The sequence below is a fragment of the Dactylosporangium sp. NPDC051541 genome, from assembly GCF_044454505.1.
Taxonomy (GTDB): domain Bacteria; phylum Actinomycetota; class Actinomycetes; order Mycobacteriales; family Micromonosporaceae; genus Dactylosporangium.
The window spans coordinates 52449-76713 of record NZ_JBITDU010000014.1; the positions used below are offsets into that span (position 1 = coordinate 52449).

At 72.1% G+C, this 24265-nt stretch carries 12 protein-coding genes; 5 read left to right on the forward strand and 7 right to left on the reverse strand.

All coding sequences use genetic code 11. The annotated features are described in order from the left end of the window. Window positions 1-118 precede the first annotated feature (118 nt). From ACIA8L_RS43125 to ACIA8L_RS43135, 3 genes are read left to right on the forward strand one after another with little or no spacing between them, the layout of a single operon-like run. Window positions 119-7291, forward strand: coding sequence for a hypothetical protein (locus tag ACIA8L_RS43125; RefSeq protein WP_395913958.1), 7173 nt, complete (start codon window positions 119-121; stop codon window positions 7289-7291). A 35-nt stretch (window positions 7292-7326) separates the two neighbouring features. After that, a complete protein-coding gene (locus ACIA8L_RS43130) occupies window positions 7327-9552 on the forward strand; it encodes a right-handed parallel beta-helix repeat-containing protein (protein ID WP_395913960.1) in 2226 nt (741 codons plus the stop codon). After that, a complete protein-coding gene (locus ACIA8L_RS43135; protein WP_395913962.1) occupies window positions 9539-10315 on the forward strand; it encodes a ricin-type beta-trefoil lectin domain protein in 777 nt (258 codons plus the stop codon). The genes ACIA8L_RS43130 and ACIA8L_RS43135 overlap by 14 nt, the downstream gene beginning before the upstream one ends. A 142-nt stretch (window positions 10316-10457) precedes the next feature. Here ACIA8L_RS43135 and ACIA8L_RS43140 read toward each other — a convergent pair whose 3' ends face one another. Genes ACIA8L_RS43140 through ACIA8L_RS43165 form a run of 6 tightly spaced genes read right to left on the reverse strand, consistent with a single transcriptional unit; the run spans window position 10458 to window position 18371 of the window. Next, entirely contained in the window at window positions 10458-12932 is a 2475-nt protein-coding gene (locus ACIA8L_RS43140; protein ID WP_395913964.1) for a caspase family protein, read from the reverse strand. Next, window positions 12929-14197 (reverse strand): hypothetical protein, encoded by a 1269-nt coding sequence (locus ACIA8L_RS43145; RefSeq protein ID WP_395913966.1) that lies wholly within the window; start codon window positions 14195-14197, stop codon window positions 12929-12931. The genes ACIA8L_RS43140 and ACIA8L_RS43145 overlap by 4 nt, the downstream gene beginning before the upstream one ends. Continuing rightward, entirely contained in the window at window positions 14194-15990 is a 1797-nt protein-coding gene (locus ACIA8L_RS43150) for a hypothetical protein (RefSeq protein ID WP_395913968.1), read from the reverse strand. The genes ACIA8L_RS43145 and ACIA8L_RS43150 overlap by 4 nt, the downstream gene beginning before the upstream one ends. 4 nt (window positions 15991-15994) lie before the next feature. Next, complete coding sequence (locus tag ACIA8L_RS43155; protein WP_395913970.1) at window positions 15995-16981, reverse strand: AAA family ATPase; 987 nt, start codon at window positions 16979-16981, stop codon at window positions 15995-15997. Beyond that, window positions 16978-17919 (reverse strand): hypothetical protein, encoded by a 942-nt coding sequence (locus tag ACIA8L_RS43160; RefSeq protein WP_395913972.1) that lies wholly within the window; start codon window positions 17917-17919, stop codon window positions 16978-16980. The genes ACIA8L_RS43155 and ACIA8L_RS43160 overlap by 4 nt, the downstream gene beginning before the upstream one ends. After that, a complete protein-coding gene (locus ACIA8L_RS43165) occupies window positions 17916-18371 on the reverse strand; it encodes a hypothetical protein (protein WP_395913974.1) in 456 nt (151 codons plus the stop codon). The genes ACIA8L_RS43160 and ACIA8L_RS43165 overlap by 4 nt, the downstream gene beginning before the upstream one ends. Window positions 18372-18660: 289 nt before the next feature. On the opposite strand from ACIA8L_RS43165, the gene ACIA8L_RS43170 reads away from it, so the two are divergent. After that, window positions 18661-22056 carry a ricin-type beta-trefoil lectin domain protein gene (locus ACIA8L_RS43170; protein ID WP_395913976.1) on the forward strand — a complete coding sequence of 1132 codons (3396 nt, stop codon included), beginning with the start codon at window positions 18661-18663 and terminating at the stop codon, window positions 22054-22056. Here the strand turns inward: ACIA8L_RS43170 and ACIA8L_RS43175 are convergent. After that, window positions 22053-22418 carry a S26 family signal peptidase gene (locus tag ACIA8L_RS43175; RefSeq protein ID WP_395913977.1) on the reverse strand — a complete coding sequence of 122 codons (366 nt, stop codon included), beginning with the start codon at window positions 22416-22418 and terminating at the stop codon, window positions 22053-22055. The genes ACIA8L_RS43170 and ACIA8L_RS43175 overlap by 4 nt on opposite strands. Window positions 22419-22438: 20 nt before the next feature. On the opposite strand from ACIA8L_RS43175, the gene ACIA8L_RS43180 reads away from it, so the two are divergent. Continuing rightward, window positions 22439-24250, forward strand: a complete 1812-nt coding sequence (locus ACIA8L_RS43180) for an ABC transporter ATP-binding protein (protein ID WP_395913979.1) — start codon at window positions 22439-22441, stop codon at window positions 24248-24250. The last annotated feature ends 15 nt before the right edge of the window (window positions 24251-24265 follow it).

Genomic DNA, 24265 nt, shown 5'->3' on the forward strand with positions numbered 1-24265 from the left:
GCTAGCCAGCCAGCACTGAGCGGAGCGAGCAGGAGTACTGAACCGGGGAAGGGGGTGGTTCGTGGTCTTGGCGAGGCCGGGGAACCCGGGCGGTACAGGCGCATGAGGAGGCGGGGCCGTGGCTCGCCCGACCGACTGGGACAAGGTTGGCCTGGGGTCCGATCCGACGCCGGGGGATCCGGGGCGGATCGACGAGGTCATCGCGTCGATCCGGGAGCTGGGGTCCGTCGCCCGGGAAGTGGACGACGGGCTGGCGGCGGTGCTGGAGACCGCCGGGCCCAACGCGTTCGTCGGGCAGACGGCTGACGCGCTGCGGGAGAAGATCTCCGGGCGGTTGCGGGGGTTCGTCCAGAGCCTCGCCGAGGCGTTCGAGTGGTCGGTCACGGCGCTCACCAATTACAACACCACGCTGCGGGATCAGCAGTGGCGGGCCGACAATGCGCTCACCCAGGCGCGGCCCATGGCCGATGACGATCCCGGCAAGCAGAGTCTCACCGACACCGCCAACAATGCGAAGACCGCGGTTTCGGACGCGGCTTCGACGGCGTCGAACCGGATCGTCGAAGCGTACGAGAACATCAAGCAGCCCGTCTCCGGCTGCGAGGAGTTCTGGGAGATCTTCAAGTGGATCGCCATCGCGCTGATCCTGCCGGCGCTGGTGTTCGGCGGGCCGATCGCGCTCGTCGCGCTCGGGGTCAACATGGTCCTGTTCATCAAGACCGCCGTCGACTTCGCGCAAGGGAAGGCTTCGGCGCTCGAGTTCTTTCTCTCCGCGCTCGGGATCCTGGCGCCCACGACGCGGGCGGTGCCGATCTTCCAGCTCATCAAGACGGGCGCGCAGCTGGCCTGGAACGGGCTCAAGGCCGGCGCGTTCGCGGTGTTCAAGTTCTTCGGCAACACGTTCAAGAACATTGTTTCCCATCCATTTGTACTGTTTCCCGGTCTGCATGACATGGTCGCGCTCAGTGGCAGCTGGGTGAAGGGCGCGGGGTTGTGGGTCCAGGCCGGGATCAAGGACCTGCCGGCGTTCATGGCGACGACGCTGAGCAAGGGCGGGCTGTTCGTCGTCAACGGCGTCAAGGGGATCGGCAACGTCCTGGCCGGCACGCCCGGGTTCATCGCCAAGTTCGCCAACGGCACCTGGGCATTCCTGCAGCGGGAGTTCGGCGGCAACAAGTGGCTGCGGCTGTTCCTGCCGGCCGAGGCCGACGAGCTGCGCCTCGGGGTCTGGAACGCCACGAAGCTCGCCGTGTGGGACCGCGGTGTCCTCGGCAAGCACATCTTCGGCCTGCCCAAGCCGCACCCGGTGCTGCCGGAGCAGCAGATCACCGGCTCCGCGGTCAAGTTCGCGGAGATGCGGGCCGGCGATCTGGCCGTACCCCCGCGCCTGCAAATGCCGAAGCTGACGGACTTCGGCGGGCTCGGGCATCTGGGGCAGAACATGAGCCCGCCGAGCATGCACATCCCGACCACGTTCGGCGACTCGATGCATTTCAGCGGCGACGCGGTCCGCCAGCTCGACGCGCTGATGCTCTCGCCCATGGACACGATCTCGAAGGTCCGGATCGAGGCCTGGGCCGACCGGTCGATGAGCCCGGTGCTGAACAACGTGGACCACATCACGGGGATCAGCTCGGCCGTGCACCTGCAGCCGCCGGCCGTCACGCACCTGGCCGGCAACAACGCCATCTCGAGCACCGTGCACGCGCTCGACCTGCCCAACCTGCACGTCCCGGCGATGGCCAACGGGGCCACGCACACGAGCACCCTGCACGCCCTGGACCTGCCGAACATCCACGTCAACTCGCTGGTCACGACCACGCCGCATCTCGGGGCCACCCCGGCGTCGGTGCACGCGGTCGAGACGCTCGGGTCGGCCGCGGTCACGCCGCCGGCGCTGCACCTGATGAACGGGGCGCCGACGTCGGCCCTGCACGGCGCCGGGTCGCGGATCCTCGACCACACCGGGATGGCGATCAGCGCGCAGCACGTCTCCCTGGACCTGGGCTCGGTCACCCGCCACGTCGAGGCCCCGCCGGTGAACCTGCAGGCCCCTGTGGTCAACGCGATCGTGACCCCGCCCCCGGTGAGCCATCTGGCCACAAGCGCCCCACCGCCCACGTCGGTCACCCACATCGCCGCCACGACGCCGCCGCCCGTCACGCACCTGGTGTCAACGCCGCCCGCCGCCATCCACACGATCGACAACGCGGCGCACATCGTGGCCACCCCACCCCCGGCGGCCATTCACAGCATCGACAACGCGGCCATCCACAGCGTCGAAACCACGTCGTTCCGCGCCGTCGACACGGCGAGCACCACGACCGCCGCGCACGTCGTCGCGACCCCGCCGCCCGTGCACGTCAACCTGGCCCCGGTCGAGCGGACGCCCACCATCGGCGCCGGGCACATCGAAACGGTCGCCCATCCGGCGCCCGCGCATCCGTCGACGGCACATGCGGTACCAACGCCGAATGTGCACTCCGGAAACGTCAACCCGGCCCACTCGGCGGGCGCACCGAAGGTGGACGACCTGGTCGTGGCGGTGCCGGCGGCCAACGGCACCAGGACGTTCGAGAAGGCACCGGCCGTGAACCCGGCCCACAGCGCCGGCACCGACGTGCACACCGCCGCCATCGACCCGAACGCGATCGTGGCCACGGGGCTGGTGCACAGTCCGGCCGGGGCGCGCGGGTTCCAGGGCGGCGGCGACCTGGTGCACGGGGCCGGCCGCCCCGGCAAGACGGTCAGCCTGCCGGCCGGGGGCCTGGAGGCGGCCTGGCGGCGGGACAGCGACCGGCTCGGCGAGCTGTTCGGCGGGGCCGACGACCCGCTGCGGGCAAAGAAGATCGACACGTGGGCGCAGTACACGCGGGCCCGCAACGAGCTCGGCCGGATCGAGCAGACCTGGAACGATCTCATGGACCGGCCGGGCGGCTCGTCGAAGGGGCCGACGGCGGTCGAGGTGCGGGCCGAGCGGACCTACGCGGCGGCCATCGCCCGCGTCGACCGGATCGCCCGCGACCTGAAGAGCCTCGGCATCGACCCGGTGACGATGGACCTGCGCATCGCCGAGCTCACCGCCCAGTCGATCAAGGCGCGGCCGCGGCTGGTCGGTGGCGGGGCGGTGCACTCGCAGCCGGTCGCTGAGGCGTTCGACCCGCACGTGCCGCTGCGCAACCTGGACGGCAGCCCGTCGAACCTGCGGGTCGAGATCCAGATCACGGGCAACGGCACGGAGACGTACCGCGTGGTCGACGCCCAGGACGCGGTCGTACCCCGCTACACGGCGGCGGCCCACGGCGACCTGGGCTTCCAGATCACCGACACGCTCAACGGCAACGAGTTCCGCCGCTACGACGACGCCGGCACCGTCCTCGCCGACGGCCGCCCCGTGCCGGGCCACGCGGACTGGTATCGGGTGGAGCCCCGGGGCCACCCGCCGCACCTCGAGGTGCCCAACGGCTTCCAGGTCACCCCGCACGGCGGCGCCTTCCAGGTCGACGACCTCGCCAACGCCGGGCACTTCGAACGCTTCGACCTGCAGGGCAACCCGACGGCGACGGGCCGCCCGGTCGCCGGCCACAACGGCTGGTCGCATCTGACCGACGCGGCCGGCGGCCGGCATCTGGAAGTGCCGGCCGGGTTCCAGGCCGGCCCGTACGCGGGCGGCGGCTTCCACGTCGACGACCTCACCAACGCCGGGCACTTCGAACGCTTCGACGTCAACGGCAACCTCACCCACACCGGCCGGCCGGTCCCGGGCCACAACGGCTGGTCGCACCTCACCGACCAGGGCGGCGGGACGCACCTCGAGGTCCCGCCCGGCTTCCAGGTCAACCCGCACCCGGGCGGCGGCGCGGCCTTCCAGGTCGACAACCTCACCAACGCCGGGCACTTCGAACGCTTCGACGCCGCCGGCAACCTCACCCACACCGGGCAGCCGATCGCCGGGCACAACGGCTGGTCGCACGTCACCGACCAGGCCGGTGCGACCCACCTCGAAGTGCCGGCCGGGTTCCAGGTCCACGCGCGGCCGGGCGGCAACGGGTTCCAGGTCGACAACCTGACCAACCGGGCGCACTTCGAGCGGTTCGACAACGCCGGCGTCCTGACCCACACCGGCGTGCGGGCCAACGACCTCACCGGCACCCCGGACCGGTTCCTGGTCCACACCACCGGTGGCGGCTGGCACGCGGAGCGCCCCGGCGGCGCGGCGATCCCGCACCTGCGCGTCCAGCGGACCCCGGCGGGCGACTTCCGGGTCACCGACACGCGCGGCCTGCACCATGGCGAGTACCGCGTCCACAACCCCGACGGGGTGCTGCGGCACCAGGCCTTCAACGTCATCCGCGACGGGCAGGCGACGACCCGGCAGTTCGTCGTGGACGTGCCCGGCGGGCGGTGGACGATGCACGACGCCGGGGCCGCGGTCGCGAACCCGGGGCACTTCCAGCGCGGCGCCGCCGACTTCACCGGCGCCGCCAACGGCCGGATCAAGCTGCTGACCGACACCGGCGCGGAAATGTTCAACCGCAGAGTCATTCCTGGTACTGCGCAGACGTTGGACACGTTCCGCACGGTCGGCGGGGCCAAGTGGGGCGGGTCGCGGCCCCAGTGGGCGAAGTTCGACCAGGCCGGGGCCATCGTCGACCACGGTGTCCGGCACTTCGACAACTCGGCCGTGCAGTGGCGCGACGTCAGTCACACCGGCGACCCGTCGCACACGATCCGCACGTCGCTCGGCGGTGGCGAGATCATCGCCACCCGCGGCGCGATGGGCCGCTGGACCTGGCATCGCGTCGACGCCGACGGCAACTCCCTCGCCAACGGCGTGCGCACCGTCCACAACGACGGCGGCTGGACGGACCGGATGGCCGGGGCCGGGGGCGGGCGCGGGCCGATCGCGCAGCAGCAGTACGGGCCCTGGCACGGCCCGGACAAGTCCGGGATGTACAAGGAGTTCGACCTGGCCGGGGGCGCGCCCGCGGCGACCTGGAAGTCGCAGTCGCCGCACGGCAAGGACGCCGGGAAGGTGCAGAACCTCCAGGGCGGCGGCACGCTGGAGACGGCCCGCTGGTCGGAGCAGCGGCCGCCGCACTGGGCCCGGCGCTTCCTGGCCGGCGTCCCGGACGGGGTGTTCCGGGCCCACGGCAACCAGTTCCTGCGCAACGACACCAAGTTTCAGCTGTTCACCACCACCAAGATCGACGGCGCCGGGGTGCGCACCGACGGGTTCCGGTTCGTGTCGATGAGCGACGCCACCTATGACGTCGGGGCGAACGGCGCCTTCCTGCGGTACACCGGCAAGCTCGACCACGGCAACACGCTCAACGTCGGGCACGACATCGTCGCGCTGCCGCCGGTGGCGGCCCCGGTGGCCGGGCGGACCCCGTGGTCGGAGGGAGCCGGGAAGCTCAGCGGCTGGCGGGAGCACTTCCCGGCCGGCCGCGCGGACGGCAAGGTCTGGGAGGACCGCTTCTACGACACGGTGCCCGCGAACGGCGACTGGTACTCGGCCGGCGCGGGCGGGGCCAACGTCCGGGTCGCCCGGGCCGGGTTCACGGACGGCTCGATCCGCGAGTTCCACCGCCCGCCCGCGGTCCCGGCGGCCGGGGCCGCGGCCGACGGCAGCCGCGGGTTCCGCGCGGACGCGTTCGAGGGCCCGGGCCACGGGTGGACGCAGCGCAACATCCACGGTGTCGTCATCGGCCGCTCGGACGAGTTCGCGAATCACGCCCCCGGCGCCAACGCCAACTTCCACGTCGAGGCCCGCGGCGGGGCCGACACCCGGCGCTGGACGTGGACCGACGGCGCCGGGAACACCGGCACCCGGGACTGGGGCCGCGGCTTCAACGGCCCGCACACCACGTTCGACGACTCGTTCCGCGACTTCGACACCGTCAACGGGGTGCAGACCCTGGTCCGGGAGCGGCGGATGCTCGACGGCGGCGCGTACGTCGACGCGTGGCGGGTCGACAACGCGGCCGGCGGGCACCACTGGGAGTGGCGCCGGATCGACAAGTTCGGCAACGTCCACGCGCCGGGCGGCGCGACCCGCGAGTGGTTCAACCCGCGGCCGCCGGGTGGCGGGCCGGGCGCGTTCCAGCCGGAGTGGTTCCCGGGGGCGGCGCGGTTCCAGGACGTGACCACGGTGCCGGGCGGTGCGCAGACCCTGATCCGGGACATCCCGCCGACCAGCATCGGGGACATCGCGCGGGTGCGGGAGTACAACGGCGGCAATCGCGGTGTCTGGAAGGAGTTCGACATGGGCTCCGTCGTGCGGGAGCGCAAGCCCCGGCCCGGCGGCGGGTTCATCGAGAAGGACGCCTGGCGCGGGCAGTGGCGGCAGTACGACAACGCCGGCGCGATCATCGCGCGCCGGGACGACGCCGGCTGGGTCGAGGTCCCCGGTGTCGGGCGCGGCTACGACCTCGCCGGGCGGGAGCTGGACTACCGGGGCTGGGCGTCGGAGATCCGCGGCTTCAACCGGCGCATCCGGGAGAGCAACCGGATGGAGTGGGGCGGCCAGACCGGCGGGATGTTCAACGAGGCGCTGTACAAGCCGTACTGGCAGCACGCCCTCGAGAAGATCGCGTGGGAGTTCGCGCAGGAGTTCCTGCTCGAGTTCACGGCCAACCTCATCGTCAACGCGATCATCGACGCCATCGCCGGCAAGCAGTTCAGCGGCCAGGACGCGCTCAAAGCCCTCACCAACGCGGCCGTCGGCTCCACCGTCAAGTCGGCGGTCGGCGGCCTCATGCACGAGAACCGCTTCGGCGGGATGCAGCGCACCGCCGACCTCAAGGCCGGCCTGGCCAACATCGACGGCGGCAAGCACTGGTTCCGCAAGCCGATGAACCACGACAAGCACTGGAGCAACGAGTGGGCCGGCAACGAGACGGCGACCCGCTGGCGCGGCGGCACCTATGACTTCGCGTTCAACATCCCGGTCGCCGGGCTCTCCGGCTTCGCCAACGGCGCCATCAACGCGGCCGTCTTCGGCTTCACCAACGCCAACGGCGAGACGGTCAAGGTCGCCGGTGGCGCGGCCGCGTTCGACGGCCTGATCGGCATGGCCAGCGGCATCACCGGCGCGGTCACCACGACGATCGGCAAGACACTGTTCAACTCGGGCCTCGGCGGCCGGGCGTTCCACCGCCAGGGCCTGGCCGAGTTCGGCTTCCAGCTGCCGTGGAAGATCGCCGAGAAGCTCGTGACCTCGGAGCTGACCAAGGCGTTCCGAGCCAGCATCAACCCGTGGTACTACCAGGCCGGAGGCGGCAAGTGACGGTCCATCTGGTGGCTCCCGGCCGCCGGGGTGCAATGAAGGACCTGGCGGCGGCGGTACGGGCAGCCGCGCCGGGCGACGAGATCGTCGTCGCACCGGGCCGGTATGCGGAGACGCTGCGCCTGGAGCGGTCGGTGACACTGCGCCCGGAGGCCGGCATCGGCAGTGTGGTGCTCAGCCCGCCCGGCGCCGAACCGGCGCTGCTGGCCGTGGCCGGTGACTGCGCGGTGCACGGGTTCACGATCACCGGGCGGGTCGAGGCCCGGGCCGAGGCCGCGCTGCGGCTGAGCGAGGTCACCATCGAGGGGGTCGCCGGGGCCGCGCTGCACGTGGTCGGGCCGGCCCGGGCCGAGGCCACCGACGTGCGCATCGGCAACGGCGCCGGGATCGTGGTCTCCGGCGACGCGCAGTTCGCGGCCCGGCGGCTGCGGCTGTACGACACCGCCGGCTCGGCGATCCGGCTGCGCGGCTCGGCCCGGCTGGTGCTGCACGACTGCCGCATCGACCGCACCGGGCGCAGCGGGCTGCTGCTCGAGGACGCCGCGACGGCCATGGCCGAGCAGAGCTCGTTCGCGGCCGCGGGGACGGCCGCGGTCCAGGTGAACGGCAGCGCCCGGGCGAAGCTCACCGAGTGCCGGATCACCGGCCCGGGCGCGAGCGGGCTCGTGGTCGCCGACGAGGCGGAGCTCGTCGCCGAGGACTGCACGGTGCGCGACGCCGGCGCCAACGCGCTGCTCGTCACCGGGTCGGGCCAGGCCCAGCTGACCGGCTGCCACCTGGTCGGCTCCACGTTCGGCGCGGTCCACACGGCCGGGTCGGCCCGGCTGAGGCTGGAGCGCTGCCGGGTCGTGCGCGGGGCCGAGCACGGCGTCCACGCCGCCGACGAGGCCGCCGTCGAGATGACCGGCTGCGACCTGTCGGAGCTGGCGATGAGCGGCGTCCACGCGACCGGGTCGGCCCGCCTCAGCGCCCAGGACTGCCGGGTCGACGGCTCCGACATCGGGCTGCAGCTGGCCTCGGCCGGGCCCGCGACCGTCACCAACTGCACCGTCGTGCGCCCCGGCCGGGTCGGGGTCGAGGTGACCGGGGACGGCGCGGTGGTGCTCACCGACATCACCGTGCGGGACGCGGGTGCGGCCGGGATCGTCGTGGACAGCCCGGCCGACGTGCGCATCGACGGCGCCACCGTGCTCGGCGGGGGCGGGTCGGGGCTGGTCGTGTGGACCGGTGCGAAGCCGCGGGTGTCCGGGCTGCGGGTGCACGGCGTGGCCAAGAACGGCCTGTATGTCGCCGACGACGCCGGGGGCTCGTACGAGCGGTACGACATCACCGAGTCGGGGTTCACGGCCGTACACACCGGTGAGCGCGCCACGGCGGCGCTGCAAAAGCCGCTGGAGGCCGACAAGCCCGTGCTGGAGCCGGAGGCCCCGGCGGAGGAGAGCCTCGAGGACCTCCTGGGCGAGCTCGGCGTCCTGGTCGGCCTCGAGCGCGTCAAGCGCGACGTGCACACCCTGGTCAAGCTGATGCAGACGGTCCGCCTGCGCCAGGAGGCCGGCCTGCCCGCCCCGCCGCTGAGCCGGCACCTGGTCTTCGCCGGCAACCCCGGCACCGGCAAGACCACCGTCGCCCGGCTCTACGGCCGCCTGCTCAAGGCCCTGGGCCTGCTGCGCCGCGGCCACCTCGTCGAGGTCGACCGCTCGGCCCTGGTCGGCGAGTACGTCGGGCACACCGGCCCGAAGACCGCCGCCGCCGTCACCAAGGCCCTCGGCGGCGTCCTGTTCATCGACGAGGCCTACTCGCTGGTCCCCCGCTTCGGCGACGACTTCGGCCACGAGGCCATCGCCACGCTGGTGAAGATGATGGAGGACCACCGCGACGACGTGGTCGTCATCGTCGCCGGCTACCCGGGCGAGATGACCCGCTTCGTCGGCGCCAACCCGGGCCTGGCCTCCCGGTTCACCCGCACGCTGCAGTTCGACGACTACGACACCGGCCAGCTGGTCTCGATCGTCGAGCACCAGGCCGGCGAGCACCGCTACGAGCTCACGGCCCCGGCGGTCGAGGGCCTGTCCGCCTACTTCGAGGCCCTCCCCCGCGGCGAGGGCTTCGGCAACGGCCGCCTGGCCCGCCTGGTCTTCCAGGAGCTGACCGAACGCCAGGCGCAGCGGGTGGCCGAGCTGGACGGCGCCGGGGCCGACGACCTGGTCCTCCTGCTGCCCGAGGACCTGCCCTCTTCAAGGAGTGACCGTGCCACCGTCTGAGGACTCGTTCGCGGCCGCGTACGCGCGCAAGCCCGCCACCCCGGCCCGCGGCCTGCTGCCGGAGCGTCGCGTGTGGGTGGCCGCCGGCGGGCTGGCGACGCTGGCGGTGCTGGTGGCGGTGCCGCTGCAGTTCGCCGGCCACACCACCGCGGCCGATCCCCCGACCGGCGGTGAGACGCAGTACGCCTACCCGGCCGCGGTGACGGACACCGAGACGTTCGTGTCACCGCCACCGTCACCGTCGTCGTCGCCGAAAGCGGCTTCGTCGTCGGCCCGCCCCTCCGGCAGCCCGCCGAAGACCACCACGAGCAAACGCCCACCGGCCGCCAGTTCACCGGCCAAGCCGCCGTCGGCCGCGTCGGTCGCCGGGGCGCCACCGGCCATCCCCGGCCGGGCCATCGTCGGCGTCGGGTCGAACCTGTGCCTGAGCGCGAACTCCGGCAAGGACGGCACCGCCCTCACGATCGCCAAGTGCGACGGCTCGGCGGTGCAGCACTGGGAGGCGCTGTCGGACGGCACGGTCCGCTCGGTCGGCCTGTGCATGGACGCCGCGTGGGCCGGCACCGCCGACTTCACCACGATCCAGGTCGCCAAGTGCAACGGCAACCAGGCCCAGCAGTGGCGCCTCAACCCGTCCAACGACCTGGTGGACGTCCAGGCCGACAAGTGCGCCGACGTCTACCAGCAGGGCACCGCCCCGGGCAGTCCGGTCAAACTGTTCCACTGCAACGGCGGGAACAACCAGAAGTGGTACTGGAAATGAGTTTCTCGAAGCGCAGGCACGCGTGCCCGCGTACGCCCGCTCTGCTGTGCTCGCGGGCTGGTCGTCGCGACCGCGCTGATCCCCGGCGACCTGGCCCGCGTCGCCGCCTCGCCGGTCGCCTCCCGCGTCTACGCCCGCGCACCTAGCGGGCCGGCGACGCGGGCGGCTGGAGTACGAAGTCGATGGTGTGCACGGAGTATCGCATCTGTGCCGGACGCGCCGACGCAAGGCCGCCCGCGCTGCTCGTGGCGGCCGGCTCCGGGTCCGGCACCGGCGGCACACTGCCTTCACGACGTCGACGCATCGAGGCCGCGGGCCGGATCGCCGGCCGCCGCAACGCGCCGTCGGCCCCGGTGGAGTTCCGCACGCCGGCCTGCTGCAGCACCCCGACCGCCAGCGGCTGCAAGGTGACGAGCACGACGAAGGACCTCGGTCGAGCGAGCTGCGCCGGAAACCCGGCCGGCCAGCCGACGAGGAGTCCGGTGAGCCGGCCGTCCGGCCCGCGGTCACCCAGCAGAAACTCACCACCCGGCTCAACCGGGAACCCGCTCTGGCCGTTTGCGGTCAGCAATGAGACGCTCGATGCGACACCAACATCGATCACCGATACATACAGCTTCTGATCGCTGTCATTGCGGACGCTGACATAGACCCGCTCCCCGACCCGGAGCACACCGCCGGACAACGGCAACGGCCGCCTGACACCGCCGGCGACGAGGCCCCACTCCACCGCGATCGGCCCATCGAGCCGCGCGTCGAACGGCGCCTCCAGCCAACGCACGGCGGCGGCCCGGGCAATCCGCTCCAGGTTCTCCACCGTCCGACCGGCCTCAGCCTCGTCCGCCGGCGCCAATGCCGTCAGGGGCCCGATCCGGTCGGCGATCGCGCTGCGGCCGCTCGCGTCGAGCTCAACGACGAGACCCGTCTCCTCCTCGGGTCCAGCCGGACGCACGAGTGGGCTAGCCGCCATAGCCTCGGTCAGCAGAGCCGCCCAGCGCTCGTCACCGGGCATCCGAACCCCAACCAGTCCTCCCACCCCGGGCTCAGGCACAGCCACGGCGCCGATCGGCAGGGTAGGCATTGGATGGACCAGGGTGACCGCAGCTTCGGCCGAGAGCGCAGCGATGCGCTCCACGCGCGCGGTCCCGAGCACAGAGGTACCAGCTGCGGGGACCGAGCCTGGCATGATCGTGAACTCGTCGCCGACCTGCGCGCCGAGCAGCCGGGCCCCCTCGAGCACCGCGCGGCCGGGGCCGAAGTCGATGACCGGGAGCGAGGAGACGGCGTCGACCTCCTGCAGCTCGAACGGCAACCGCCGCGAAGGCCCTTCGACATCGGGCCACTGGCCCGGGACAAGGGTCGTCACGCGCCGGCGCACCAGTTCAAGCACCGTCGTCCAGGCAATCGGGATGCTGCCGATCTCGTCCGATGCAAGAATAAGAGACTCCGTGAACACGCTGACCGGTACCCCCGCGTGGTTGAGATACTCGTACGCGGATTGTTCAGGCGCGCAGGCAACGACTCGCACCGCATACGGGTTCTCGATCGGGCCGCGCAGGTGAGCCGCGAATCCACCGGCCATGACCACCGATACGTGATGAGCGACGAGGTCGTATCCGATCCGCCCCTTCGAGAGCCCGGCCACGATCGGTGCCGGCGAGTCGCCGCCTACCGGCGTCAGCCCGGGGGCCTTGTAGCTCATCGGGTCCCATGTCCAGGAACTGTGCCCGGCATGACTGCAATCGAAGATCTCGGTCACGTTGTGCGTGATGTCCGTCAGGCGCCCTACGAGGACCGCCAGCTCAACGAAGGTGATGCCTCGGAAGTCATTGTCGGTCGACTCGGCGAAGTCGGTCGGAACGATGAATTGCAGCGCCGGTTTCGTCCCTCCATCCGGCGGACGGGCCAGGCCACCGTGGCCAGCGTAGTAGACCACGACCACGTCACCCGGCTCGGTTCGGTCGATCAGCTCCTCATAGGCATCGAGGATGCCGGTTCGCGTCGCCGCTGTACCCTCCAGCCTCGTGACTGCAAACTCGCGACGCTCCAGCATGCCGGCCATCGCCGGCACGTCGTTCTCGACGCCGGTCAGACCACCGGTTTGACAGCCGATCAGCAAAGCCGTCCGCCGCGTGGTCGGCCCGGCCGCCGGAGCGTTTTCGGCCGGCTGCGTTGCGGTCGGCCGGCTCGCCCGGGGGCGCAGCGGTGCGGCCACCGTCCACCGGGCGTGGGCAGCGTCGATCGCGGCCGTGTCGGTGCCGGCCGGGAGCACCGGGAGTTCGATCGGCGAGAACGGCAGGCCGCCCTCGGTCACCAGCGTCAGGCGCAGGGCTCCGGAGCCGTCGGCCGCGAGGTCGCGCTCGGCGCGCACCACGAAGCGGACGGGGCCGTAGGTGCCGCCGAAGCGGTGCAGGACGACGCTGGTCGAGCCGAGGGCCTCCACCGCGAACCGGGCGCCGCCCTCCAGGACGCAGCCGACGACGAACTCTTCGCGCTCGTACGCCCACTCGGCCGCCTCGGCGAGGACGACGTCGACTGTCACGAGGTAGTCCTGGCCGGGGCGGGCCGTCCGCGGCCAGTTGACCACAGGCTGGATGGCGACGGTCCGGTCGTTCAATCCGCACCTCCCCGGTCGACCCGCAGCAGGCTGTCGGGGTGTCCGAAGTAGACGTAGAGGAATGCGTGGAAGAAGTCCTCGATCCGGCCGGGCACGCGCGGGTCGCTCGGGCTGCGGCCGATGACGCGTTGCACATGGTACTGCCGCCACGCGAGCAACAGTCCGGACAGGCGGCAATCGACCGCCGTGCCGTCGAGGAGCCAGCGCAGGAACTCGTGGGTCTGATCCAGGCTGACCTCACCGACGGTCGCGATGACGGCCGAGGCGCCCTTGTGCAGGAACACCTCGACGAAGCTGCGGGTCGCCCGGGACACGTTGGCGCCGACCGGTACGACCTTGGCCGTGTTGCACGCGTTCAGGACGACCACCGGGCGGGAGCCGTCGAGCCCCGGCATCAGCGGGCTGTCAAGGTCGTTCATCGGCAGGCCCGCGATGGTGAACCGGTTGGCGTCGTAGGCGTTCTCGCCGTGGCAGTGCAGGATCATCAGCGCGAGCCGGGGGTCCTTGCGGGCCAGCTCGCTCAGCCAGTCGCCGCTGTCGCGCAGGGCCTCGTAGCCAAGGCGCTCGGCCATCCGCGCCACGCCTTCGTTGCGCGTCTTCGGATCGAGCATCTCCAGCAGCAGCAGTCCGCCGCGGATCGCCAGCTCCTCGGCGTCGTAGGCGGCCTGGGACCCCTGGAGCAGCGAACTCCAGCGGGCGATCTCGACGACCGAGCTGAGCCACACCGAGCGGGCCTCGTTGTCCGCGTCCTGGAGGTACATCAGTTCCCACGGGATCTGAAACGGCGTGTTGTCCCACACGACGAGCCGGACCGAATGCGACGCGCGCAGCTCCCGCATCCAGCGCAGCAGCTGGCTCATCTCCTTCCACCAGCCACGGACCTGCCGATAGTCGTCGACCCAGGTCGCGCGCTCGATGATGTCGGCGAGTCCGAGGCCCGGAACCCGCTGCTGGTCGACGTCTTCGTCGCGCGACTCGTGCGTCGCGCCACGGAAGTGGAATGTCAGGCGGAAGCGGGTGAACCCATCGCCCCATGCCGGAACGCCGGACACGCGCAGGAGGGCGATGTCCGACGACAGCTCGCCCGCCAGCGGCACGGCCTTCGGCGGCAGGAGTTGTTCGTCGTCCGGCTCGACGATCGCCGCGGGCGGCACATTCGGCGGCTGCGGCGCCGATGGGCGGACCGTCGTGGTAGTGGCGCGGCCACCCGTGTCGGCGTCCATCCAGCCGGGCATCCCCGGGCGGCCGGCGGTACCTGTGGTCATCGGGCCGCCTCCGGCCGGCTGTCAACGTACGTCACCGAGCCGCCGAGGGCGTAGGCGAGATCCGCGGTGAGACCGGGGTACTGCTCGTCGACCGGCGCCACCACCAGGGAGGCCACGCCGCGCAGGCCGGCGATGGTCCGCGCCACGGCCAGGGCATCGTCGACACCCTCCCGGGCGACGCGGGCAGAGACGCCGCGCTGTGCGGTCGCCTCGAGGGGCACGTTGCCGCGGCCATCGGTGACGAGCACGAGCCGGGCCGATCGGACCGACGCCCAGCCGCGGTGCATGTGCCGGCGCAGCTCCTCGCCGGCCAGTTCGACGGCGGCGGCGAGTGGTGAAGCGGCGCCGGGCGGGCGGCGCAGCGAGTCGACGATCCGAGGATCGGCGATCGAGCGGGCCCGGTACCGCTCCGGCCGCAGTTCGTCGTCGCTGCCCGCATGGCCGAACTCGATGACCGACACCGCGGCGCCCTGGTCGTAGGCCCAGCGCAGGTGCGGTGCCAGTCCTGGGGAGGCGTCCCAGTCGCGAGCCGCGCTGTGATCCAGCACCAGCACCAGCGTCGACTGGGGGCCGTAGCGGCGCCGGCGGCGGCGCAGATCGGGTAGCTCGACCGCTGGCCGGCCGGCTTCCCGGCCGGTGCGCCGCGCCGTCGCCCAGGTACGGACCAGCGACTGGAGCAGGGTCGGCACGACGGCCAGGTCCCGGAAGTCGGTGCCGCGTTCGTGGCCGACGACCGTGCCGATGGGCCGGTACGTGTGCGCCCGGCCGGTGACAGACCAGCGCAGCAGCCGAGGCTCGGCCAGGGCACCGGGGCTTTCCTCCGGATGCAGCTGGTCATGGTAGGCGAACACGAGCGGCGCGCCGACCTCGACCGCCGGGGCGGGCTCGGGCAGCACGACTTCGTCGAACGCCGGTGCGGCGTCGGGCCTGACCGCACGATCCGGGACCGGCTCGACCAGTTCGCGCGGAACCGGCGGGCTCGCGGGTGCCGCAACGGGCGGCCGCGGTTCCGCCGGCCGGACCGGTTCGCCGCCCGCGGTGATGCCGACGAGGACGGCCGCGCGACGAACGTCGGCCAGCTCCACCGCCGGCGAGCCGCGCCGGGCGGCGACCGCACGGGCGGCCCGCGCGAGGGCGAGGCTGCGGCGGACGCTGGGGCGGCCGGTGTCGAGGTCCAGCACGTCGTCCACCCGCTCCGGCGGCCAGGCCGGGCGGGAGCGCGACCCGGCGGCCCGCCCCAGGACCTCGGCCGGGTCCACGCCGCCGGGGTCCATCGTGCGAGGCGCGGCCCGGCCGTCGACGCGGACCGGAAATCGGTCGAGCAGATGCTGGGACAGCGTCGGCAGATCCGGTCCGGCGCACGCGGCGAGCCACCAGCCACGGGCGGGCCGCTGCTCGCTCACGCCGGGACGTTCGATGTCCACGACCCCGGCCCCGAGCGTCGAGACGATCGCCCGGGTCACGGGCGTTCCGGCGCGGGCCAGGTCCGGCACGACCAGCAGCGGTCCGGGCGATCGGCCGAGGAGTCCGGGCCGAGCCGCGATGGTGAACGTGTGCTCGGCGGTCAGCGCCAGGCCCCAGTCGGGCCACAGCTGCTCGTCCGTGGTGTCGGCACCGACGACCGCCGGCTCCGGTGCGACGCCGCCGACGCCGCCGACGGCGCCGGCCGCACGGGCGAGGACCTCGGCGTATGGCAGCAGCAACCGCGGGTCAAGGTCGATGAACAGCACGCCGCCGATGTCGGGCTCGATCGCCAGGCAGCCGATGAGTTCGACCAGAGGATCCGCCGGCACCGGGCTAACCCCGGTCCACGGTGGCCAGGGCTTCGTTGAGCAGATCGTCTTCGGCCTGGCCCCAGCTGCGCAGCGTCCCGGCGTCGGTACTCGGCCGCCGGTGCCGGATCGCCGCCTTCGCCACCCGCCGGAGGTGCTCGACGTCCGCCCGGTCGCTGCCGTCGAGCGCGGCCCGGGCCCGCGCGGCCTGCAGCATCACGTGTTCGCCGCGGTGGCCGATGATCGTGAACGTCTCGGCCACTGCCGCGCACGCCGTGACCAGCCGCTCGTCGTGCTCGACCCGTGGATACCGGTCGCGCGCCACATCGAGCCGGTCGCGCAGTTCGGCGTTGGACCGGTGGTGAGTGCGCAGGAACGTCGAATCCGGATCGTTGCGCGACATGTCAAAGGCGAGAACGGCCTCCAGGATGTCCCTGCGGGTCTTCCGGTCGTTGGCGTCCTGCACCTCGACGACGAGCGCGAAACGATCCTGCAGCTGCGGGCGTAGCGGGCCCTCATCCGGATTCATCGAACCGACGAGCGCGAAGTCGACGTGCTTCGGCTTGTGATCGGCGTGATCGCGCTCGACGGTCAGGATGCCGGTCGCCGCCGTGTCCAGGATCAAGTTGACGATGTGATCGTCGAGCAGGTTGACCTCGTCGATGTAGAGCAGGCCGGACCGGTCGGCCCGTTCGAGCAGGCCCTCACGCCACGGCTCCCGCCGCGGCGCACCGGCATCCGGCTGGGTCTCGTCGCCACCGAGCAGCACGCCGACGTCCCAGCCGCCGAGGACCCGGTCGTCGGTGACGCCGAGCGGCAGCGTGACAGGCAGACTCCGGTGCGCCATGAGGGAGAACGCCCGGATGGTGGTGGACTTGGCGGTGCCGCGCTGCCCCATCGCCAGCACGCCGAGCCGGGCGATGTGCCCGATCTCCAAGGCCTGGCGCAGGTCCTCCTGGCCGACGATCGCCGAGTAGGGCAGGACCGGGATCGCGGCGTCCTCGATGCTCATGCGGTGGCTCCTCCACTCGGCTGCTTGGCCGGCTCCGCGGCGGCGTACGTGAACGGGTGCGGGATGCTCTGCCGCCACAGGTCGCACAACTGCCGGTTCGCCACCCGCTCGTCGGCCGAGTCCTTGGGCCGGGCGAGGCCGAACGCCGGGCCCAGGGCCAGGTGGTGCAGGTCGAACGCGGCCTGGACGCTCTCGCTGTAAGCGAGCGCCGCCGGGAGCGCGCCCAGGTAGGCGACGACCGCCACCACCAACGGCGCGAGGACCAGCAGGAGCCACCAGCGCGCGTCGTACAGGATCGCCGCCGAGGCGATCGCGGCGACGAAGGACGTGCCCGACAGCCGGGCCGTCATGTCAAGCGTGGTCCGACGGTCATCGACGATCGCCTTCGTAGCCGCACTCAGCAGCGGATACAGGCGCGGCCAGGCCACCACAGCGTCCAGCCCGTAGTCACGACCCGCGCGGTCCTCCATCGCGGCCAGGATGTTGCCGAGGCGGGTCGCCCGAACGAGGTGCTCGGCCAGCGGGTAGCGGGTGCGCAGGCGAAGCCCGGCCGTTCCCGCGCGCCACATCTCGGCCGGGTCGTCCGACTTCGGCTCGGCGGCGGCCAGCAGTCGCTTGCGGCGGTCGCGCTGCCGCTCCAGGCTCCAGTCGCCGCCGAGCCGGTCGGGCCACGCCCCCTCGAGGACCCGCACCAGGCCGAGCTGGAACGGCGTGAGGAGCACGGCGATGATCAGCACGAGCAGCGCGACGAAGACGATCTGGGCCGCGGTCAGCTGCGTCGCCGTGCGCCAGGCCCGCGTGAACGAGGTTCCGGGTCCGCGCACGGCCCAGGCCAGCACCAGCAGGTACAGCAGCGCGATATAGGTGGGCAGGTAACCGACCAGGAAGAACCGGGTCCCGATCGCCGCCGGTGGCGTGGGCGCGGACGGCAGCGTCACGGCATCGCCGCCAGGTTTACCGCCATGCGCCCGTGCTCGGGGCAGCGCGGCGCGGTGCGCTCGTCGTAGAAGCTGGCCAGCGACTTGGCCGCGCAGCCCGTCCCCGCGCAGGCGAAGACGACCGGGCGGTATTCGCCCGGCCGGCCGGGCAGCGTGGCGCCGTCGCTGGATCCGGGATCGACGGTCGCGGCCTCACCGGCGGTGCCCGCGTCGCGATCGGCCGAGGCCCGGGTCGCGATGCCGACGTCGAGATGGTCCATCCGCACGAGGATGCCGTTCACGTTGGAACGCCGACGGTATACGGCCCGCAGCTCCCGGCGAAGCCCGGGCAGGTTCTCGCCGAGCTCCACATCCAGCACGGCTTCGTAATCCGTGGCCCCGGCGTCCAGCACGTCTTCGAACTGCTCCCGCCAGACGCCGACCCGGCTGTCCACCACAACGACCTCGCTCACTGTCCGCACCGCTGATCCCATATGCCACTACGGACATCCGGACAGGAACCGCCGATCGGGCGAAGTCACCGGTCCGTACAGCCGCTCCCGCAAACCGTCCAGTGGTACTCGGCACTTCGAGTGCGTTCTGTCAACACTTTCCGAAACATGTATTGACAGCTTTGGTTGCCCGCGAGTGAGGTGAAAGGCAGCATCTCCGCCGCGTGCTGTCCTCTGCGAGGTTTTTGTGCTCAGACGTCGCCTGCTTCCCCGTGTTCTCGCTGCTCTCTCGCTTGTCGCCGGGGTCCTCGTGGCCCTCGCGCCGCCCGTGCAGGCGGCCACCGCGGTGGTCACTGACGGGAACGCCCGGTTCGATGTGTTGTCGCCTTCGCTCATCCGGCTCGAGTATGCCGGGGACGGGGTGTTTCAGAACGGGACGACGTTCAATGTGGTCAACCGGACGTTCGCGGTGCCGTCCTACACGACGTCCGTGACGGCGGACGGGTATCGGCAGATTCAGACCAGTGCGCTGACGTTGCGGTACAAGCAGAACAGTGGTCCTTTCACGGCCCAGAATCTCTCCGTGACGCTGTCGACGGGGGTCGTCGCGGCGCCCGCGTTCCCCTCGTTCTGTGCCTTCAACACCGCCTGTGAGGCCGAGAACGCGCTGCTCACCGGGAATACCTCGCCCGCGTACGACCACACCGGGTACACCGGGTCGGCGTTCGTCGGCGGGCTGGAGAAGACCGGGTCCACGCTCGCCGTCGACGTCAGCAACGTGCCCGCCGCGGGGAGTTACCAGCTGCAGATCCGCTACGCGAACGCGACGGGCGGCGACGGGCAGAACGTCACGCGGACGGTGTCGGCGAAAGTCAACGCCGCGAACGGGCCGCAGCTGAGCCTGCCCCCGACCGCGAGCTGGGACACCTGGGGCACGGCCAAAGCGACAATCAGCCTGCCCGCCGGGACGAGCACCGTCACGGTGGGGCAGAACTCGGGTGACTCCGGGCACGTCAACATCGACAGCATCGCGCTGACGCCGACCGGCGCGACCACCTACCCGACGGCCGCCAACACGCTGCTCACCACCGGATACGGCGCGGGGCCGAAGGACGCGCTCGGCGGCTGGTCGCGGTCCCTGGACAACCCGCGGACGGTGCCGGTGCCGGAGCACCCGGGCATCCTGGCGAAGTCCGGGTGGTACCTCCTCGACGACAGCCGCACCGCGCTGCTGAACGCCGCACATGTGGTGAGCACCCGGCCCGGGCACGGGAACCAGCCGTATCAGGACGGGTACTTCTTCGGCTACGGGCAGAACTTCAAGCAGGGGCTGGCCGACCTCAACTCGATCACCGGCGGCTCGGCGCTGCTGCCCCAGTCCGCGTACGGCGTCTGGTACTCCCGCTACTACGCGTACAGCACGGCCGACTACCAGAACACGCTGCTGCCCACGTTCCGCAGCACGTTCACGCCGATCGACTGGCTCGTCATCGACACCGACTACAAGTCGCCGTCGCAGTGGAACGGGTGGAACTGGAACACCGCGCTGTTCCCCAACCCGCAGGCGTTCATGGACTGGACGAAGCAGCAGGGGCTGAACGTCTCGCTGAACATCCACACCAGCATCGCCGGCAACGACCCGAAGTTCGCGACCGCCAACAGCCAGGCCGGCGGGCTCATCCCGGACGGCGGCAACTACGTGTTCGACTGGTCGAAGCCGGCCCACCTGAGTGCGTACCTGAACCTGCACAAGTCGTTCGAGCAGCAGGGCGTGCGCACCTGGTGGCTGGACTACTGCACCGGCTGCGGCGCGTCCACGGCGTCGGACCCGCACGTGTCCCCGGACACGCTCATCAACCAGGCGTACGCCGACGCGGCCGCGGCCCGGGGGTTGCGCGGGTTCTCGTTCGGGCGGATCGGCGGGGCCGAGTTCGGCAACGACGACTCCAACTTCGCCGTGGGGCCGTGGGCCGAGCGGCGCAACACGATGCAGTTCACCGGCGACACCCCGGCGACGTGGGACATGCTCGCGTTCGAGGCCCGGTTCACGCCGGACGAGGCCGCGGCCGGGTTCTCCAACGTCAGCCACGACATCGGCAGCTTCCACGGCGGGCACCTCGCCGACGACCTCTACGCGCGGTGGCTGCAGCTGGGCACGTTCCAGCCGATCGACCGGCTGCACTCCGACCACGGCGACCGGCTCCCGTGGAACTACACGGGCGCGGCCCAGGCCAGCGCCGAGACGTTCCTGCGGCTGCGCGAGGCCCTGGTCCCCTACACCTACACCCTGGCCCAGCAGGCCAACGCCACCGGTGTGCCGATCACCCGGCCGCTGTACCTCAACTACCCGGGCAGCGCCGAGGCGTACACGAACCCCAGCGAGTACCTCTACGGCGACAACGTCCTCGTCGCCCCGATCACCAGCAGCTCCGGCTCCCGCTCGGTCTGGGTCCCGCCGGGCTCGTGGACCGACTACTTCACCGGCCAGGTCTACAGTGGACCGTCCACGGTGACCTACACGTCGCCGCTGTCGCAGATGCCGGTGCTCATCAAGTCCGGCGGCATCCTGCCGACCCGCACCGACTACGTCGACAACGCCGCCCAGCGGCCGCTGACCCAGCTGACCGTCAACGTGGCGGCCGGCGCGGACGGCACCTTCTCGCTCTACTCGGACGCCGGCGAGGGCGCGCCGACATCCTCCACCCGGGCCCCGCTGAGCTGGAGCGAAGCGGCGCGCACGCTCACGATCGGCGCGCAGACCGGGAGCTACACCGGCGCGCCGACCTCCCGGCAGTACACCCTGCGGCTCTCGAATGCCAACGCCCCGACCGCGGTCAGCGTCGACGGTGTGCAGGTGCCCGAGACGGCCTGGGCGTGGAACGCCAACCAGCGGACCGTCACCGTGACGACGGCCGCCCTGCCGCTCAACGCCCAGCACACGGTCGCGCTGTCCGGGTCCGCGACGGCCAACCCGACCGGCGGCGAGATCGTCGGGGTGGGCGGGCTGTGCCTGGACGTGCGCGGCGGCACGGCCACGGACGGCACGGCGACGCAGGTGTACGGCTGCAACCACACGGCCGCGCAGACGTTCACCTACGGCGGCGACAACACCGTCCGGGTCCTCGGCAAGTGCCTGACCGCCGGGGCCGCGGTCACGATCGGCACGTGCTCCGGCGCGGCCGCGCAGCAGTGGTCGCACCAGTCCAACGGGGCGCTGAGCTCCGGTGGGCTCTGCCTCGACGTGCCGAACGGCAACACCTCGCCGGGGGCGGTGCAGCTGCAGACGTACACCTGCAACGGCTCGGCCGCGCAGCTCTGGAAGCTGCCGCCGGGCCCGGTCACCGGCCCCGGCGGGCTGTGCGTCGATGTGGCGAACGCGTCGCCGGCATCCGGTACCCCCATCCAGCTCTGGGGTTGTAACAACAGCGATGCCCAGCGCTGGTCGGCGGCGGGCGACCAGTCGCTGCGGACCCTCGGCAAGTGTCTCGACGTCGTCAACGGCGGCACCGCCAACGGCACGGCACTGCAGCTGTGGGACTGCAACGGCACCGCGTCGCAGACGTGGACGACCCGGGCCGACGGCACGCTGCTCAACCCGCAGTCGGGCCGCTGCGTCGACGATCCGAACAACAACCAGAAGGCGGGCGACCTGCTGCGCATCTGGGACTGCAACACGACGGCCGCGCAGAAGTTCCGCCTGGGCTAGAGCCGGCGCGTGACGACGCCGATGGTGGTGCTCGCCGGGACCGGGCCGAAGAGCCGGGAGTCGTACCCGGGGCTGTCCCCGAGCACCACCATCGCATCGTCACCTTCGAATGCCGCGATCCGTTTGACGAGCCGGCCGGTGCGCGGCGGCGGGACCGGGCCGGCCTCGACGGTCACGCCCGGCGGCAGCCGCACCGGCCCGGTCGGGCGGTGCAGAACCACGATGTCGCCGACCCGCAGCGGCTGGCCCCGGTAGCGCCGCACGAGCAGCAGGTCACCGTCGTGCAGGGCGGGCTCCATGCTGCCACCGCGGACCCGCACGAGCCGCCACGGCAGCCACCCCAGGGCATGTACATCGACCACAATCACGGTAATTTACGCGGATGCGTCAATCGCTCCACGATGCCGGGCACGCGCTGCGGCTCGGTGTGCGCGCGGCTCCGGCCCTGCTCGCCGGCGACGCCGTGGTCACCCTGCTCAGCGCGGCCGGGCCCGTCGCCACCGTGTGGCTGCTCAAAATCGCCCTCGATGAAATTTCCAGCGGCGGGGGTACTGCCCAGAGGCTGGTCCTCACCATCGGCGGGCTGATCGTGGCCGGGCTGTTCGCCGCGACGCTGCCGTCGCTCGGCACGTTCCTCGAGCACGAGGTCGGCCGCACGGTCGGCCGCCGGGCCCAGTCCGACCTCTACCGGGCCACCGCCCGCCTCACCGGCCTGGCCCGCCTGGAGGACCCCGAGTTCCACGACCGGCTGCGCATGGCCCAGACCGCCGGCCGCTCCGGCCCCGGCCAGGTCGTCCGCGGCGTCATCGGCACCGCCCAGCTGGCGGTGACGCTCGCCGGCATGGTCGCGGTGCTGGCCGCGATCAGCCCCGCGATCGCCGGGCTCACACTGCTCGGCCTGGTCCCGGCCCTGCTCGCCGAGGTCCGGCTGAGCCGCGCGCAGGCGGCGATGATGTGGAGCATCAGCCCGCACGAGCGCCGCGAGTTCTTCTACGCCGAGCTGCAGACCAGCCTGCCCGCTGCCAAGGAGGTGCGGCTGCTGGGCCTGTCCGAGCTGTTCCGCCTGCGCATGCTGGACGAGCTGGCAACGGCCGACGGTGGCCGCCGCCGGCTCGACGCCCGCACGTTGCGCGTCCAGTTCGCTCTGGGCCTGCTTTCGGCGGGGGTACTGGGTGCGGCCCTCGCCTGGGCCGCCCGCGCGGCGTCGCACGGGGCGCTGAGCGTCGGTGACGTGTCGGCGCTGGTGGCCGCCATCGCCGCGCTGCAGGCGACCCTCGCGGGCCTGGTGACCCGGGTCGCGTTGACGCATCATGCGCTGCTGCTGTACCGCCACTTCCGGACCGTCCTGGAGGCGGAGCCGGACCTCCCCCAGCCCGTCCACCCGGCCCCGGTGCCGAAGCTGCGCGAAGGGATCGAGCTGCGCGACGTGTGGTTCCGCTACGCCCCGGACCAGGACTGGGTGCTGCGCGGGGTCACGCTCGTCATCCCGCACGGCCGGGCGGTCGGCCTGGTCGGCCTCAACGGCGCCGGGAAGAGCACCGTCGTGAAGCTGCTGTGCCGCTTCTACGACCCGGAGCGCGGCGCGATCCGGTGGGACGGCCAGGACCTGCGCGAGCTGTCCCTGGAGCAGCTGCGGGACCGGATCGGCGCGCTGTTCCAGGACTACATGGAATACGAGCTGACGGCGGCCGAGAACATCGGCCTGGGCGACGTGGCCGCGATGGCCGACCCCGCGAAGGTGCGGGCCGCCGCCGCCCGGGCCGGCATCGACGCGACGGTGCGGGCGCTGCCGCGCGGCTACGACACCATGCTGTCGAAGATGTTCACCGACACACCGGGCGACGAATCCCCGGGCGTGCTGCTGTCGGGCGGCCAGTGGCAGCGCCTGGCCCTGGCCCGCACCTACCTGCGCGACCGCCGCGACCTGCTCATCCTCGACGAGCCCAGCGCCGGCCTGGACGCCGAGGCCGAGCACACGATCCACCAGGGCCTGCGGACCCACCGGGCCGGGGCCACGAGCCTGCTGATCTCCCACCGCCTCGGCGCGCTGCGCGACGCGGACACGATCGTCGTGCTGTCCGCGGGCCGCATCACCGAGGAGGGCACCCACGACCAACTGCTGGCCCTCGGCGGCGAGTACGCCCGCCTGTTCCACCTGCAGGCCGCCGGCTACCGCTCGGAGCCGGTGGCCTGACCTGGTACGGACGTG

Bases quoted from the DNA above. Each gene is read 5' to 3' on its own strand.
- ACIA8L_RS43130 (WP_395913960.1), top strand. From the start codon at position 7,327: ATGAAGGACCTGGCGGCGGCGGTACGGGCAGCCGCGCCGGGCGACGAG.
- ACIA8L_RS43145 (WP_395913966.1), bottom strand. From the start codon at position 14,197: ATGACCACAGGTACCGCCGGCCGCCCGGGGATGCCCGGCTGGATGGAC.
- ACIA8L_RS43155 (WP_395913970.1), bottom strand. From the start codon at position 16,981: ATGAGCATCGAGGACGCCGCGATCCCGGTCCTGCCCTACTCGGCGATC.
- ACIA8L_RS43180 (WP_395913979.1), top strand. From the start codon at position 22,439: ATGCGTCAATCGCTCCACGATGCCGGGCACGCGCTGCGGCTCGGTGTG.